This is a genomic window from Niallia sp. FSL W8-0951 (genome assembly GCF_038006525.1).
Classification (GTDB): Bacteria; Bacillota; Bacilli; order Bacillales; family Cytobacillaceae; genus Niallia; species Niallia circulans.
In genome coordinates, this window is record NZ_JBBOVK010000003.1 from 380,112 (window position 1) to 394,442 (window position 14,331).

The 14,331-nt window shown below is 38.7% G+C and carries 11 protein-coding genes; all 11 read left to right on the top strand.

Going from position 1 to position 14,331, the window contains the following annotated elements:
• Position 1 precedes the first annotated feature (1 nt).
• A complete protein-coding gene (locus NSS71_RS24235; RefSeq protein WP_341152107.1) occupies positions 2-1,651 on the top strand; it encodes a pyridoxal phosphate-dependent decarboxylase family protein in 1,650 nt (549 codons plus the stop codon).
• Positions 1,652-1,903: 252 nt separating this feature from the next.
• The gene (dcuS, locus tag NSS71_RS24240; protein ID WP_336044549.1) at positions 1,904-3,499 is read left to right on the top strand and encodes a DcuS/MalK family sensor histidine kinase; all 1,596 of its coding nucleotides are present in this window, start codon (positions 1,904-1,906) and stop codon (positions 3,497-3,499) included.
• Between the two features lies 1 nt (position 3,500).
• Complete coding sequence (locus NSS71_RS24245) at positions 3,501-4,208, top strand: response regulator (protein WP_336044546.1); 708 nt, start codon at positions 3,501-3,503, stop codon at positions 4,206-4,208.
• A gap of 194 nt (positions 4,209-4,402) precedes the next feature.
• Entirely contained in the window at positions 4,403-5,371 is a 969-nt protein-coding gene (locus NSS71_RS24250; protein ID WP_095323059.1) for a 2-keto-3-deoxygluconate permease, read from the top strand.
• 149 nt (positions 5,372-5,520) lie between these two features.
• Positions 5,521-7,224: an NAD-dependent malic enzyme gene (locus tag NSS71_RS24255; protein ID WP_341152108.1), complete on the top strand. Its 1,704-nt coding sequence runs from the start codon at positions 5,521-5,523 to the stop codon at positions 7,222-7,224.
• Between the two features lie 795 nt (positions 7,225-8,019).
• The gene (locus tag NSS71_RS24260; protein ID WP_061801098.1) at positions 8,020-8,802 is read left to right on the top strand and encodes a sugar phosphate isomerase/epimerase family protein; all 783 of its coding nucleotides are present in this window, start codon (positions 8,020-8,022) and stop codon (positions 8,800-8,802) included.
• Entirely contained in the window at positions 8,799-9,608 is an 810-nt protein-coding gene (gene surE, locus NSS71_RS24265) for a 5'/3'-nucleotidase SurE (RefSeq protein ID WP_341152109.1), read from the top strand. Before NSS71_RS24260 ends, surE begins: the two co-directional genes overlap by 4 nt.
• Positions 9,601-10,641: an ABC transporter substrate-binding protein gene (locus NSS71_RS24270; RefSeq protein WP_095259352.1), complete on the top strand. Its 1,041-nt coding sequence runs from the start codon at positions 9,601-9,603 to the stop codon at positions 10,639-10,641. Before surE ends, NSS71_RS24270 begins: the two co-directional genes overlap by 8 nt.
• A 27-nt stretch (positions 10,642-10,668) precedes the next feature.
• Positions 10,669-12,393, top strand: a complete 1,725-nt coding sequence (locus NSS71_RS24275) for an ABC transporter permease (RefSeq protein ID WP_341152110.1) — start codon at positions 10,669-10,671, stop codon at positions 12,391-12,393.
• Positions 12,386-13,462, top strand: coding sequence for an ABC transporter ATP-binding protein (locus NSS71_RS24280; protein ID WP_144581454.1), 1,077 nt, complete (start codon positions 12,386-12,388; stop codon positions 13,460-13,462). The genes NSS71_RS24275 and NSS71_RS24280 overlap by 8 nt, the downstream gene beginning before the upstream one ends.
• Before the next feature lie 16 nt (positions 13,463-13,478).
• Entirely contained in the window at positions 13,479-14,303 is an 825-nt protein-coding gene (locus NSS71_RS24285; protein ID WP_061801094.1) for a PHP domain-containing protein, read from the top strand.
• The last annotated feature ends 28 nt before the right edge of the window (positions 14,304-14,331 follow it).

The following is a 14,331-nucleotide window of genomic DNA, read 5'->3' on the forward strand; positions in this document are numbered from 1 at the left end:
AATGAAGGAAATACAAGAATTGTTTCCTAGTATGGACGGAAATGACTTTCAACGAGAGGAATTGCTGTCCTACTTTAAGACAATTTTAACAAAAATAGATGAATTAAAGGATCCTGACAAATTAACACTTGGAGAAATGCCAGAGTACACAGAGGATTATTATAATCGTGTGATTCAAAATGCGAATGTTCCTCAAGCAGGTGTGTCGATCAATGAAGTAATCAAGGAGCTTCTAAAATTGGTAGAAGGTCATCGCTATGTCAATCGTAATTATGTGGCAAATGCAGCACCTTTGCCGAATATTGCTAGTATCATAGGTAATTTAGTCATGGTGCTTGTAAATGGCAATAACCTTTGGGATGTAGAAGGTCCAGCCGCAGCTACAGCTGAGGTGGAAATCACAAGTATGCTTTCTAAATTAATCGGATATGACGAAAATTTAAGTGCGGGCTATACAACATGGGGAGGACAAGGGGCTGTTTTCAATTCTTTACGCCTCGCTATTGCTCGTTATGCTCCTTCCTCTAACCTAATGGGCATTCCGAAAAATCTTTATTGCTTCTGTTCGGAGCTATCTCACTACAGCTTATATAAATCGGTAGAAGCTGCCGGAATTGGGGTAGAAAATATGGTTCGAGTCAAGGTGAACCAAGATCATTCTATGAATCTTGAAGATTTAAAGGAGAAAATAGAACAGGTTATTGCAAAAGGTGGGGTGCCTCTTTATATTCTGGCAACAATGGGTACAACAGATACCTTTGGAATCGATGACATAAAGGGAATTAAGCAGCTTGCGGAGGAGTTAGAACGCAGACATTGTTTAAGCCCGCTCTATATTCATGCAGACTCAGCGATGGGAGGAATGTATACCTTTTTTAATAATTATGATTTTGCGAGAAATCCTCTTCAATTGGCAGAAGATGTTAAGGAAGTTTTGCAATCCTATCAACAGAAGTTTACACAAATCAAACTTGCTGATAGTATGGTATTTGATTTCCATAAGCTAGGACAAACACCGTATATTACGAGTTTATTTTTGGTTAAAAACAGAGAGAGTCTTAAGTATGTTGATTTAGACGAAGAGGAAACTCCTTATGTTGGCAATCGTGGTTACGGCAGCTATCATACAGGCTATACATTAGAATGTTCGAGAATGGGAAGTGCGTTAGCAATTTATGCATCGTTATTAGCATTTGGTGTGGAGGGCTATCAAAAGCTGCTAGCTAACTATATTCGTGTGAATAGTAAATTTAGAGAGACGCTGACAAAAGAAATCCCGAATGCTGCCATTACGAATGAGGTTTCACCGATTACCACTTTCCGTTTTTATCCAGAAGAGCCAAAATGGATAGAAGAAAGGAACGGTCTTTTAACTGCTGAGGAAATGATTGAAATTAATCAATTTAATGATGCGTTTGCAGAAATAATCGGTGCTGAAAGAGATACGATCTTCTTTGGAAATACAAAAAAGCAGTGCCTAGTAAAAGCAGCAAATTCAAACAAGCAAATCCCTGTATATGCGCATAAATTTTTCACTATTTCGCCATACTCTACAGTAGAAGAGATTGACCGTTATGTGGCATTTTTAAAAGAACACTTATCATTTTTTATGAAAACAAAACCAACCTATGACAGCATTTCTTTGTTGTAAGGAAGGACTTTTTTTAATTACAAAAAGGCCCCATAGCTTATTTAAGTATATAATAAATTAAAAAAACTTTCTCTTAACAGGGGAAGGTTTTTTAGTTTTCATGGCCATATATATCAACAGATAGAAACTCTTTTATTAAATGATAGCCTTTATGATAGAGAATGGAGTCTGCTTCTATCCCTTTTTGAGCGCAGCAGTTTTTTATTTACGTATGACTAAAACAATTAACCCTATAACACTTTGGAGGAGAATATGAAAAAAGGCAAATTCAGTTTACAAGCTAGCATTATTATTTTTGTATGTATAGTTGTTGCATTGTCTCTTGGCATTACGGATTTGATTATCAGTAATAGTATTACCTCCAGCGTGGAAGAAACACAGAAAGAGAAGGCACTGAATGTTGCGAGGATGATGGCGATAACTCCGCAAGTAATAGAAGTTCTTGAAGGCAGAGAAAATACAGAAGATGTACAGGTGTTTGCCAATAAAATTAAAGCACAAACGAATGTGAACTTTGTTGTGGTGATGGATATGAACGGAAACCGTCTATCCCATCCGGAATCTAGTAAAGTTGGAAAGCATTTCAGTGGAGGGGATGAAGGACCAGTACTTAATGGAAAGGAATATGTTTCTATTTCCAAAGGAACGCTTGGAAAATCGATGCGGGCATTTACGCCAATAAAAAACGCTGAGGAAGAGCAAATTGGTGCAGTGGCAGTAGGAATTTCTTTAAAGAGTGTAACAGAAGCTGTCCACAAAGGACGGATGGGGATTGGAATAGGGACATTAATAGGAATTCTCATTGGCATAATTGGGGCTGTAGTGCTGGCGAGATATTTCAAAAAAATTCTGTTAGGGCTCGAACCCTTTGCTATTGCCAAGCTTCTGGAAGAACGAAGCTCGATGCTGCAGTCTGTGCGTGAAGGCATTATAGCCATTGATCAAGAGGGAAAAATCACGCTTGTGAACAAGGCAGCTAGTAAGCTTTTTCAAAAAGCGGGCATTGGGGAGGATGCTATTGGAAGGAACATTGAAGATTATTTACCAGAAACTCGGTTAACACGCATTATAAAATCCGGTGAAATGGATTTGGATCAAGAGCAGAACTTGCATGGGGTAACCATTTTGGTAAATAGAGTTCCTGTAGTGGTAGAAAATCAAGTAGTTGGGGCTATTGCCACATTCCGTGATAAAACAGAGGTTCAGCAATTAGCTGAGCAGCTGACAGGGGTGCGCAATTATGCGGATGCGCTCCGTGCTCAGGCGCATGAGTTTATGAATAAACTCCATGTTATCCTTGGTTTAGTTCGTACGGAACAATATGAAACCCTTGCTAATTATGTAAGTGAAACGGTTAATCACCGGGAAACAGAGGTAGGCTTTGTTACGAAGAAGGTTCAAGATCCTGTACTTGCTGGGTTTTTGATTGGTAAGCTAAGTTTTGCTAGAGAATCAGGCGTTTCCCTTTCCTTTGCTTGTGAAAATATCCTTCCAAAACCAGCAGACCCGGAGATTACAAATGAACTAATTACGATTATCGGAAATATCTTTGATAATGCAATAGAGGCAATGGTAGACAGCATAAACAAAAAGGTAGATCTTACCTTGGATTATGCAGAAGAAATTTTAACCATCGAAGTGAAAGATACTGGAATAGGAATGACGAATGCCCTTCAAAATAAAGTGCTAGATAAAGGCTTCTCTACTAAAGGAAATAATCGGGGATTTGGATTGTATTTATTGGAAATGGCGATTGAAAGGCTAGAGGGGGAACTTATTATTTCGTCCAAGCCTGGAAAGGGCACCACTTTTGCCGTATATATACCATATAAAGCAGAGGATGAATAAAATGATTAATGTGATGATTGTGGAAGATGATCCGATGGTAGCAGAAATTAATAAACGATACCTTTCTCAAATCAATGGGTTTCATTTAACTGCAACCGCCAATTCAGTAGATGATGCGATTTCTTTATTAAAAAAAGAAAAAATAGAGCTTATCCTTTTAGATATTTTTATGCCTGGTAAGATTGGACTGGAGCTATTAGCTTATCTACGAAAAAATGATCTTGCTATTGATGTTATCGTGATTTCAGCTGCTTCTGATCTTGAGCGCATTAAGAAGGCTTTAAGACATGGTGTAGTCGATTATTTAATAAAGCCATTTGAGTTTGAAAGATTTAACACAGCGCTGACAACTTATCTAGAACAAACTAGGATTACCAATATGCAAGCTTCCATTAGTCAACAAGAGTTGGATGCGCTTCTTTTGCATCGAGAAGAAACTGTGACAGTGGAAGAATTGCCGAAGGGATTAACAAAGGATACGTTAAAACAAGTATGGGAAGCAGTTCAAAAATTAAAAGAGGAACCCTTTTCGACCGATGATGCTGCGAACTTAGTAGGTATATCAAGAGTATCTGCTAGAAAGTATTTAAATTTCTTAAAAGATTTAGGAATACTGGAAGTTAAGGTAATCTATGGCACGATTGGAAGACCTGTTTATCAACATGAATATAATCGATTAAAAGAACACAGAATAAAAAACTTTTTGTAAGCAGTATGAAGGCTGCTTACTTTTTTTATTTACAAAAAGAATTATTAAACTTTCATAAACTATGAAAGCGTTTAACAGGGGAGTAAGATGAACTTGTAAAAAACAAAAGCAGTTTGAGCATAACAATCTCAAACATATTGATAAAGGCTCAAAGGAAGTCGATAGGGAGTAAAAACTTTGTTAGGAGGATTAAAATGCATATTCCAATTAAGAAGACACTTGATAAAATTCCAGGTGGTATGATGGTTGTACCGTTATTTTTAGGGGTATTAACTAACACATTTTTTCCGCAATTTTTAGAAATTGGCCATTTTACAACAGCTTTATTCAGTAAGGAAGCATCATCCACCATTCTTGCTTTATTTATGTTTCTGATTGGTTCACAAATTAATTTCAAACTTGCCCCAAAGGCAATCAAAAAGGGTGCCATCTTACTAACAGGTAAATTTATAGTAGGGGCAGGGATAGGGATTGCAGTCGCCATATTTTTTGGACCTGCTGGAATATTAGGGTTATCACCATTGGCAATTCTTGCAGCCCTATTAAATGCGAATGGAGGATTATATGCATCGCTTGCTTCTTCCTATGGTGATGAAACAGATGTAGGAGCATATGCATTATTTTCTTTAAAAGACGGACCATTTTTCACGCTAGTTGCACTAGGAGCATCCGGACTTGCAGCCATTCCTTTCCAGGCACTTGTAGGTGTCTTAATCCCAATTTTGATTGGAATGATTTTGGGAAATATTGATCCAGACATGAGAAAGTTTCTTGGTAGCAGTAAATTATTATTAATTCCATTCTTTTCTTTCCCATTAGGAGCAGGAATGGATCTTAGAACCATTGTAGAAGCAGGAGGACCTGGATTATTACTAGGATTAATAGCCGCATTTACAGGAATTGGAGCTTATCTTCTTTTGAAATTATTTAAAGAAAATCCAATTGTTGGCTTAGCAACAGGCTCTACTGCTGGGAATGCTGTCGCTACACCAGCTGTGGTTGCAGCCGCAGATCCGACCTTATCTTCTATAGCCCCAGCAGCTACTGCTCAAGTTGCAGCAGCATGTGTTGTATCTGCCATTATCTGTCCGATTATTGTTAGCTATGTATTTAAAAGGTCGCAAAGAAAGAAGACTAAAAAATCGATGGCGAGTGCGGCATGACAGGTAAAAAGGAGTACTGCATTATTTAGTTACAAAATAATGAATTTAAGTTAAATAAACTAGTGAGAAAGTACAAACAGTAATAACATAGGAACAAAAGAAAGCGATCTTTTGATCATCATTTTAAATAGAAAGAAGGATCACCCACAATGACTGTGTCAGATAATGTAATTATCACAACATTAAAAGGAAAAGAAATTCTCTCTAATCCCTTTTTAAATAAAGGAGTAGCTTTTACAAAAGAGGAAAGGGAAGACCTTGGTCTAGACGGTCTGTTACCGCCCCAAGTACTTACGCTTGATGAACAAGTAAATAGAGTCTATGAGCAATATTTAATGCGGACCACCAACCTTTTCAAAAATGGCTTACTGAATGACTTATATAACCGAAATGTCGTTCTATATTACCGACTTTTAAAGGAACATCTTGCAGAAATGCTGCCGATTGTTTATACCCCGACTGTCGGTGATGCTATCCAGTCTTACTCTCATAGCTACCATCGTCCAGAAGGATTATATCTTTCCATTGATCATTTGGAAGGGGTGGAAAAGGCGTTTCGTAATCTAGGAAAAGCCAAAAATGATATAGATTTAATTGTTGTCACTGATTCGGAAAGTATCCTTGGTATTGGAGATCAAGGAGTAGGTGGTATTAATATTGCAATAGGAAAACTAGCGGTATATACAGCTGCTGCTGGTATTGATCCTAGCCGAGTTCTGCCGGTTGTACTAGATGTTGGTACGAATAATCAGTCCTTAATTGATGACCCTATTTATATTGGTAATAAGTTTGCCCGTGTTCGTGGAGAACGTTATGATCAATTTATTGATTTATTCATTCATACCGCAAGAAAGTTTTTCCCAGAAGTACTACTTCATTGGGAGGATCTTGGCAATGTGAACGCCCGCAATATTTTGGATAAATATGGGGACAAAATTCTTACTTTTAATGATGACATTCAAGGAACAGGTGCTGTAACGCTTGCAGCGATTATGTCTGCATTAAAAGTAACAGGCGGTGCATTGAAAGATCAGCGCATCGTTGTGTTTGGCCCAGGGGCTGCAGGAATCGGCAATGCAGACCAAATGGTTGATACAATGGCTCTGGAAGGACTTACTAAAGAAGAAGCATATGAGCGTTTCTGGGCGATTGACTATCGAGGATTACTGACAGATGAAACACCAGATGTTTTGAAATTTCAAATGCCTTATGTAAGAAGAGCAGAAGAAGTCAAGCGATGGAATCGAAATGAGGATGGGATCATTTCTTTAATGGAAGTAGTTAAAAAGGTGAAGCCAACCATCCTAATTGGTACTTCTGGCCAAGCCGGTGCTTTTACGGAAGAAATCGTGAAAGAAATGGCAAAGCATGTAGAACGTCCTATCATTATGCCGATGTCCAATCCTACTAATCTTGCTGAGGCAATGCCGGAAAACTTAATTAAATGGACGGACGGAAAAGCACTAATTGCGACTGGAAGTCCGTTTGCTGATGTAGAATATAATGGTGTTTCCTATGAAATCGGGCAGTCGAATAATGCATTTGTCTTCCCGGGTTTAGGGCTTGGAGCTATTGTTGCAAAAGCGCAAATTATTTCCAAAGGAATGTTTGCCGCAGCCGCCAATGCGGTAGCCGAGATGTGCGAAACGAACCAACCAGGGGCATCGTTACTCCCTTCGATTGAGAAATTACATGATGTATCTATCTATGTGGCAGTTGAAGTCGCAAAAGCGGCTATAGAGGAAGGAATTGCAAGAGCCGAGATTACGGATGTAACAAAGGCTGTGGTTGATGCAGTTTGGCAGCCTGAATATAAGAAAATTAAGAGTGTTGGAATTTGGGCCAATGTTTAATGAAATTATAAATTAGAAAAAATGCCTCTACTCCTGGTAGAATCGGATTGTTCGATTAGCCAGTGGTAGCAGGCATTTTTAATTTTAAAATTCATGGTTTTCTTTCTTTTTTCTATATTTTATAACATCCGTAATTACCCATAGAGGGATAATAAGAACGACAAAAGCAATTTTTAACCAATAATCAACAACACTAAAGAGAATAAAAAGCATAAATAGAGCATAACAAACAAATTTCAAAACTAAATTGACTAATTCAGATTTAAACATCGTTATCAACACCATTCGCTATTTTTACTATCCTATACGAATAACGAAATCAATAAGTTTCGTTAACCTCGAACAAAATCCGCATTTACAAGCACAATTTCTGATTTATTTATTTTTCAATATTAAAGCAAGCAGAAAAGCGTTCTCTATGCCCCAAAGGAAGAGGAGGAAAGGAAAAAGGGAACAGAGAAAAACAAACAAGCTGAAGCAACTCCTATTCGGAGAGGCATTTTTTCTTTAGAATAATTTTGCTTTTACTTAGCTATTAGAAATCTTCCTAGGTCTTTTCAAACCTATGTTAGTTTCTCCTACATAAATTGCTGTGTATTTTAATCGAATGTAAATAATTTACGCTTCTTTTACAAAAGCTCGCTTTTTTCCTGTAAAAACAATCCCTTCATCTTAAATAAACAGAATTTTATTTAATGATTTCTTTACACTACTCCCTAATGTAGCTTTATATTTGTTTTCTAAAATTTAAATTAATAGAGAAATTAATGTAATCAAAAGGAGTGAGGTACTTTTATGCATTTTGCGTCCACACTAGCTTGGGCTTATCCGGTAGATCAAGTGGTCCAGCTTGCTAAGCAGAGCGGGTTATCAGGATTAGAAATTTGGGCAGAACATGTGTGGTTTCACGGTACAGATCCAAACAAAATTCGTGAAGCGAATCGGGATCAGTCTATCAACCTAACTATGCATGCGGCGAGTTGGGACTTAAATATTAGTTCTTTAGAAAAAGAAATAAGAGAAGGCTCTGTAAAGCAGATACGGAATTCTATTAAGTTAGCAGATGAGATAGGGGCAGACTCGATAACGTTTCATCCGGGGAGGTTGACACTTCCGCAGATAAAACAGGAAATATACGAAGCTTTCATGATGGAATCCATTTTTACATTAATCGAAACAGCAAAGCGGTACAAGAAAACCTTAAGCATAGAATTGATGGAGGTAAAGACAAAGGAATTCGTGACAGCTCCGGAAATAATGAATCGATTAATCGCGAGCTTCTTACCGGAACTGAAAACAACCTTTGACGTTGCTCATATTTCAGAAGGAACTCCACAGCAAGCCTTTGCTCAGTTAATAAATGTGGACAAAGTTCATATTAGTGACAATTCACGAGCTCAGCTGCATGTTCCTCTTGGTATGGGTATTCTGGATAGAAATATGCTGAATGAATTCATATCGATAAATGATCTTCCTGTTGTAGTAGAGGGCTTTGATGCATCAGAAAGTTTAAACTGGTGGAATCATAATCTTCATTATTTAAAAAGCCTAGAAATGATGAAGGGGGTACCGCAATGAAAGTGCTCGTAACAAACGATGATGGTATTTTTGCTCCAGGTCTTCAGGCTCTAGTTGAAGTGCTTCAGCATTTTGCAGATGTTTATGTGTCCTGCCCAGATCAGGAAAGAAGTGCTGTCAGTCATTCGATAACATTAAGAGTTCCTTTAAAAGCAAAACCACTACCGCTTTTTCCTGGTGTAAAAGGCTGCTGGGCTGTTAATGGAACTCCGGCAGATTGCGTCAAGCTTGGAATAGAAGTGCTAATGAAAGAGCCGCCAGACTTTGTTGTTTCAGGAATAAATCTTGGACCAAATTTAGGGCGTGATCTTTATTATTCAGGCACCATGGCTGGAGCGGTGGAAGGGCTGCTTTATGGAATTCCAGCTGTAGCAGTATCATTAAATGCCTTTTCTGATATGGATATCAATTATGAGAAAGTAAAAAAGCTGCTTTATCCTATTGTGGAAGTACTTCTGCAAAACAAGATTCCAAAAGGAGTTTTTCTTAATGTGAACTTACCATACCTTTCAAGGGAAGTTTATAAGGGAGTACGTATTGTCCCTCTGGATATGGATGTTGCCAGGTATTCATATGTTGGACTAAATGATCCACATGGACAAGTGTACTACTGGCTGAAGGATCAGCTTCACAATATGAAGGACCTTAATGCAGATAGTGATTACACTTTGTTGAGAACAGGCTTTGTGACTATATCACCGATTGAGTTTAGAACATTTCATAGAAGAAAAAAAGAACAAATTGAACGTTGGTTTGCTCATTTAAATATTGCTGGTACAGATGAGGAGGAAATAGATTATGCGTAAGTGGATGCTTGTATTAATGTTTGGAATATTGATGGTTTTTGCAGCAGGCTGTGGCAGTAAGGAAAACAGTGAGCCCGGTAATGCATCTAAAGATACAGGTTCATCAGAATCGAAGCTAGAGGGATCCCTTCATTTTTATACCTCACAGCCCGATGCAGATGCTGCTAAATTAGTAGAAGGATTTCAAGCTAAATATCCTGATGTAAAGGTAGAAACATTCCGTTCCGGAACAGAGGAAGTCATTTCAAAAATTAAAGCGGAAAAAATGGCTGGCAAGATTCAAGCAGATGTTCTATTGGTAGCAGATGCAGTAACATTTGAAAGTTTAAAAGAAGAGGATATGCTCAAAGCATATGAATCAAAAGAAGCTGCTGAAATTCCTGCTGAGCTTGTGGATCCAGATCATACTTACTATGGAACGAAGGTCATGGCAACTGGATTAGTTGTAAACACGCAAAAAGTAAAAGAAATGCCAACAAGCTGGAATGTCCTTACTTCTAAAGAAGCAAAAGGAAAAATTATTATGCCAAGTCCATTATATTCTGGTGCTGCTGCCTATAATTTAGGAGTGTTCACTCGTCAAGATAACTTAGGATGGGACTTTTACAAAAATATTGCTGCAAATGATGTAACGGTTACAAAAGGGAATGGCGATGTACTTAAGGGTGTTGCTGGTGGAGAAAAAGACTATGGGATGGTTGTAGATTATCTAGTTACACGCGCGAAAGCAGAAGGATCTCCAGTGGAGCTAATTTATCCTGAAGAAGGGGTGCCAGTTATCACTGAACCAATAGGAATTATGAAAGACGCCGAGAATTTAGGGGCAGCAAAGGCCTTTGTTGATTTCGTTCTATCCGAGGAAGGACAAAAGCTTGCTGCCGAGCTTGGATATACACCAATTCGCAAAGAAATTGAAGCTCCTGAGGGACTTAAAACGATTGATGAAATGAAAGTCCTTTCTACCGATGTGCAAGAATTATATCGTGCCAGAGATGGTGATAAGAAAGAATTTGAAACAGTAATTAGTGAATAGAACACTTTTTATGAAGGAGTGGACATAATGAACTCATCTATTCAGAGCTCTGAAAGGAAGAAGGAAGCATTATTTCCGCTCTCCTTTTCTTATTTTTCCAGTAAGTGGTGGGGGATTCCTGGATTTCTGCTGCTTGTCTTTATCTTTTTACTTCCTGTTTGGCGTCTTGTCTGGCTGAGCATTTCCTCTGGAGAAGGAATTAGTCTGGAACTTTATCAGGAAGTAATGATAGAAAAGGCAACGTGGAAGACGATTCAAAACACTGTTATTATTACGGTCGCAAGCACATTGCTCTCCCTTATTTTAGGAGTAGGTCTTGCATTTATCATGGCATACTTGAATATCAGGACAAAAAAGTGGCTGCAATTACTCATCTTTTTACCTTTTTTGATACCATCGTATATCTCAACCCTTGCGTGGGTACAGTTTTTTGGAGGAAACGGCCCTATCCAATTTCTTTTCCATCAATCAGTTAATTTGTACAGTATGGGAGGAATCATTTTTGTTCTTGGGCTTTCCCATTATCCCCTTGTTTATTTGATGAGTGTGGAAGTATTTCGCAGGATACCAAGGGAACTGAAATATGCCGCCAATACTTCTGGGGCATCTGGGGGAGTTGTCTTTCGAAAGGTAATTTTTCCAATGGCGCTTCCGGGAATTGCGAGTGGTGGTATTCTTGCTTTTTTATCTAATATTGATAATTTTGGCATTCCGGCTTTTCTTGGTATACCAGCAAATATCCGCGTTTTGAGTACGTATATTTACGAACAGATTATTGGATATGGACCATCTGCCTTTGCAAGAGCTGCTGTTCTTTCCGTTATTCTTGGTGTAATTGCTTTACTTGGGACAGTCCTCCAATGGGCAATTATAAGAAAAAGCAATGTAAGTGAAACAGCAGCACGAGATATAGAGCCAAGGTATTTTCTCCCAAGGGGCTGGCGAAATGCAGTGGAAATAGTGCTCTGGATGTTCCTGTTGCTCACGACACTTTTACCATTAGTCGTTATGGCTTCTACATCCTTTATCAAGGCATATGGATTATCCCTTTCATGGGAAAATCTTACCTTAAAAAATTATTCGTATCTATTATTTGAGGATGCTAAAACGGGAGCTGCGATAGGAAATAGCGTAACGCTTGCCTTGGTAACCATGCTGATTTGTATGGTAATTGGAACCGTTATTGCCTATCTTCGTTTTAAAAAGCCATCTGTTTTGGTGAGGGTCTCAGAAATTATTGTAACTATTCCTTATGCTTTGCCAGGAACGGTATTTGCATTAGCGATTATCTTAATGTGGCTACAGCCGGTGCCAGGCTTTCAGCCAGGAGTTTATGGCACAATATGGATTTTGCTTATTGCTTATATCACTCGCTTTACGGTATTACAGATGCGGGGAAGCCTGACTGCCTTTTCGCAAATTGATTCTTCTATGGAGGAAGCAGCAAGAATTTCAGGGGCAAAAGCATTAGCAAAATGGAGAAGCATCCTTTTTCCCTTGCTAATGCCTGGTATATTAAGCGGCGCTGCTCTTGTGTTTCTGACTGCTCTCACAGAGCTGACTGTGTCCAGTTTATTATGGTCTAGCGGTTCTGAAACGGTAGGTGTTGTTATCTTTAGTTTTGAGCAAGCTGGATACACCACTTACTCAACGGCATTTTCCACTTTAATTGTGGGATCTGTATTGATCATGGGCATTCTATTTGTTTTATTAGAAAGAATCTGGAAGAAGAAGGTGATGAAGAGTGATTAGTATTGATGGGTTAAAAAAGAACTATGGAAGCTTTACAGCCTTAAATAATATTAACTTAGAATTGCTAAATGGTGAATTTATCGCTATTCTAGGTCCTTCTGGATGTGGAAAGACGACGTTATTACGGCTTTTGGCAGGGTTCATGAAACCGACAGAAGGTACGATTACGATAGATAATGAGTTAGCGGCAAGCTCTAGTAAACTCGTTCCACCTGAGAAAAGGAATATAAGTATGGTTTTTCAATCCTTTGCGTTATGGCCGCATATGACAGTAGAAGACCATATTCGCTTTCCTCTTAAGCATCATCGGTTTGGCAGAACAAATGGCAAAGAGGAGCAGGAGATTAGAGTTGGAGAAGCATTAGGAATGGTGGGCCTTACCCAATTGAAAACACGCTATCCGGCTGAACTTTCTGGAGGTCAAAAACAGCGAGTTGCTCTTGCTCGTGCTATCGTTCCAAAGCCGTCTCTTCTTTTGATGGATGAACCATTAAGTGCACTTGATGCGGAACTCCGTATGGAGATGAGAAGAGAGATTAGTAGGATTCACCGGAAGCTGGGAACGACCATTATTTATGTTACCCATGATCAAGGAGAAGCTTTGGCGATGGCTGATAGAATTGTTGTAATGAATAATGGAAGAATCGAGCAGATTGGTACTCCGGAAAGTATCTATAATAATCCCCAGTCGGTATTTGTTGCAACATTTGTTGGAAAGAGCAATCTGATCAAAGGAGAGTGGATTGGAGAGGATCGGTTTATTCCCGCAGAGTTTCCTAATGTTTCTTGGAAAGACATCGGAATTTCAAAGGAGATCAAATCCCAAAATCTTTACCCTGTTCGTCCTGAACAATGGAAGCTTGGCCAGGCAGAGCAAGACGAGATGACAGGAATCGTCCAGTTTGCCCAGTTTCAAGGGAATGAAATTCATTATAGCGTTCAAGTGGGGGAAGAGACAATTAATGTGTATGGATCTGTTTTTGAAAAACGATTTCTGCCAGGAGACGCTGTTTCCTTGAGGGTATATAGTGGAGTAGAGGAAAGAGCTGTGGTGGCAGGGAGCAGGTAGACTAGGAGGGAAAAGCATGATGGATTTGCATATACATTCCATCTATTCTGATGGTTTCTGGACACCACGAGAAATAGTAGAGGATAGTATCAAAAAAGGGTTGGAAATTATTGCGATAACGGATCATGATGTATTAACTGGGTATGAAGAAGCTTTATCTTATAGCAAGGATGCATTAAAGGTTATCCCTGGGATTGAACTTAATACAGATGGTCCTCAAGGTGAATTGCATATATTAGGCTATCAATTTGATCCGCAGCATCCTAAATTAAAAGATCATGTCTCTTGGAGAGTGGAGGATAGAGTTCAATGGGGAAAAAGAATAGTGGAGAAATTAAGAAATCTTGGCTATGACATTTCTTTTCACAATTGCCTTGCTCGTGTTGGAAAGGGTGTACTTGTTCGAACCCATATTGCAGATGAACTAGTATCAGCTGGTTATTTTCAGAACAGTAAGGATGCATATGAACAGCTTTTAAAAAAAGGAAAGGCTGCTTTTGAAGAAAGAGGCAGTTTTTCCGCAGAGGATGCCATTAAACTAATCCACAAAGCTGGCGGTCTTGCATTTCTAGCTCATCCAGGTATCTATAAGCATGAATTTCAGCTTCAACAGTTAATTGATTATGGGTTAGATGGTATCGAAGTATATCATTCCAAACATTCCGATAAGGAACAAAACTATTGGGGGAGAATGGCAGAAGCATTTAATCTTCTTGTATCTGGAGGTAGTGACTTTCATGGTCCAGAATCGCGGAATCCTTTTCCGATTGGAAGTGTAGAGATACCGCATACTCAAAGACTACCATTGTTAGGCGGTACCAGAAGTTTAACGGAAAAATAATAATCAATGGAGAAAAAGGTCTCATACA

Coding starts and splice junctions, on each gene's coding strand:
- NSS71_RS24235 (WP_341152107.1), top strand. CDS start 2: ATGAAGGAAATACAAGAATTGTTTCCTAGTATGGACGGAAATGACTTT.
- dcuS (WP_336044549.1), top strand. CDS start 1,904: ATGAAAAAAGGCAAATTCAGTTTACAAGCTAGCATTATTATTTTTGTA.
- NSS71_RS24245 (WP_336044546.1), top strand. CDS start 3,501: ATGATTAATGTGATGATTGTGGAAGATGATCCGATGGTAGCAGAAATT.
- NSS71_RS24250 (WP_095323059.1), top strand. CDS start 4,403: ATGCATATTCCAATTAAGAAGACACTTGATAAAATTCCAGGTGGTATG.
- NSS71_RS24255 (WP_341152108.1), top strand. CDS start 5,521: ATGACTGTGTCAGATAATGTAATTATCACAACATTAAAAGGAAAAGAA.
- NSS71_RS24260 (WP_061801098.1), top strand. CDS start 8,020: ATGCATTTTGCGTCCACACTAGCTTGGGCTTATCCGGTAGATCAAGTG.
- surE (WP_341152109.1), top strand. CDS start 8,799: ATGAAAGTGCTCGTAACAAACGATGATGGTATTTTTGCTCCAGGTCTT.
- NSS71_RS24270 (WP_095259352.1), top strand. CDS start 9,601: ATGCGTAAGTGGATGCTTGTATTAATGTTTGGAATATTGATGGTTTTT.
- NSS71_RS24275 (WP_341152110.1), top strand. CDS start 10,669: ATGAACTCATCTATTCAGAGCTCTGAAAGGAAGAAGGAAGCATTATTT.
- NSS71_RS24285 (WP_061801094.1), top strand. CDS start 13,479: ATGATGGATTTGCATATACATTCCATCTATTCTGATGGTTTCTGGACA.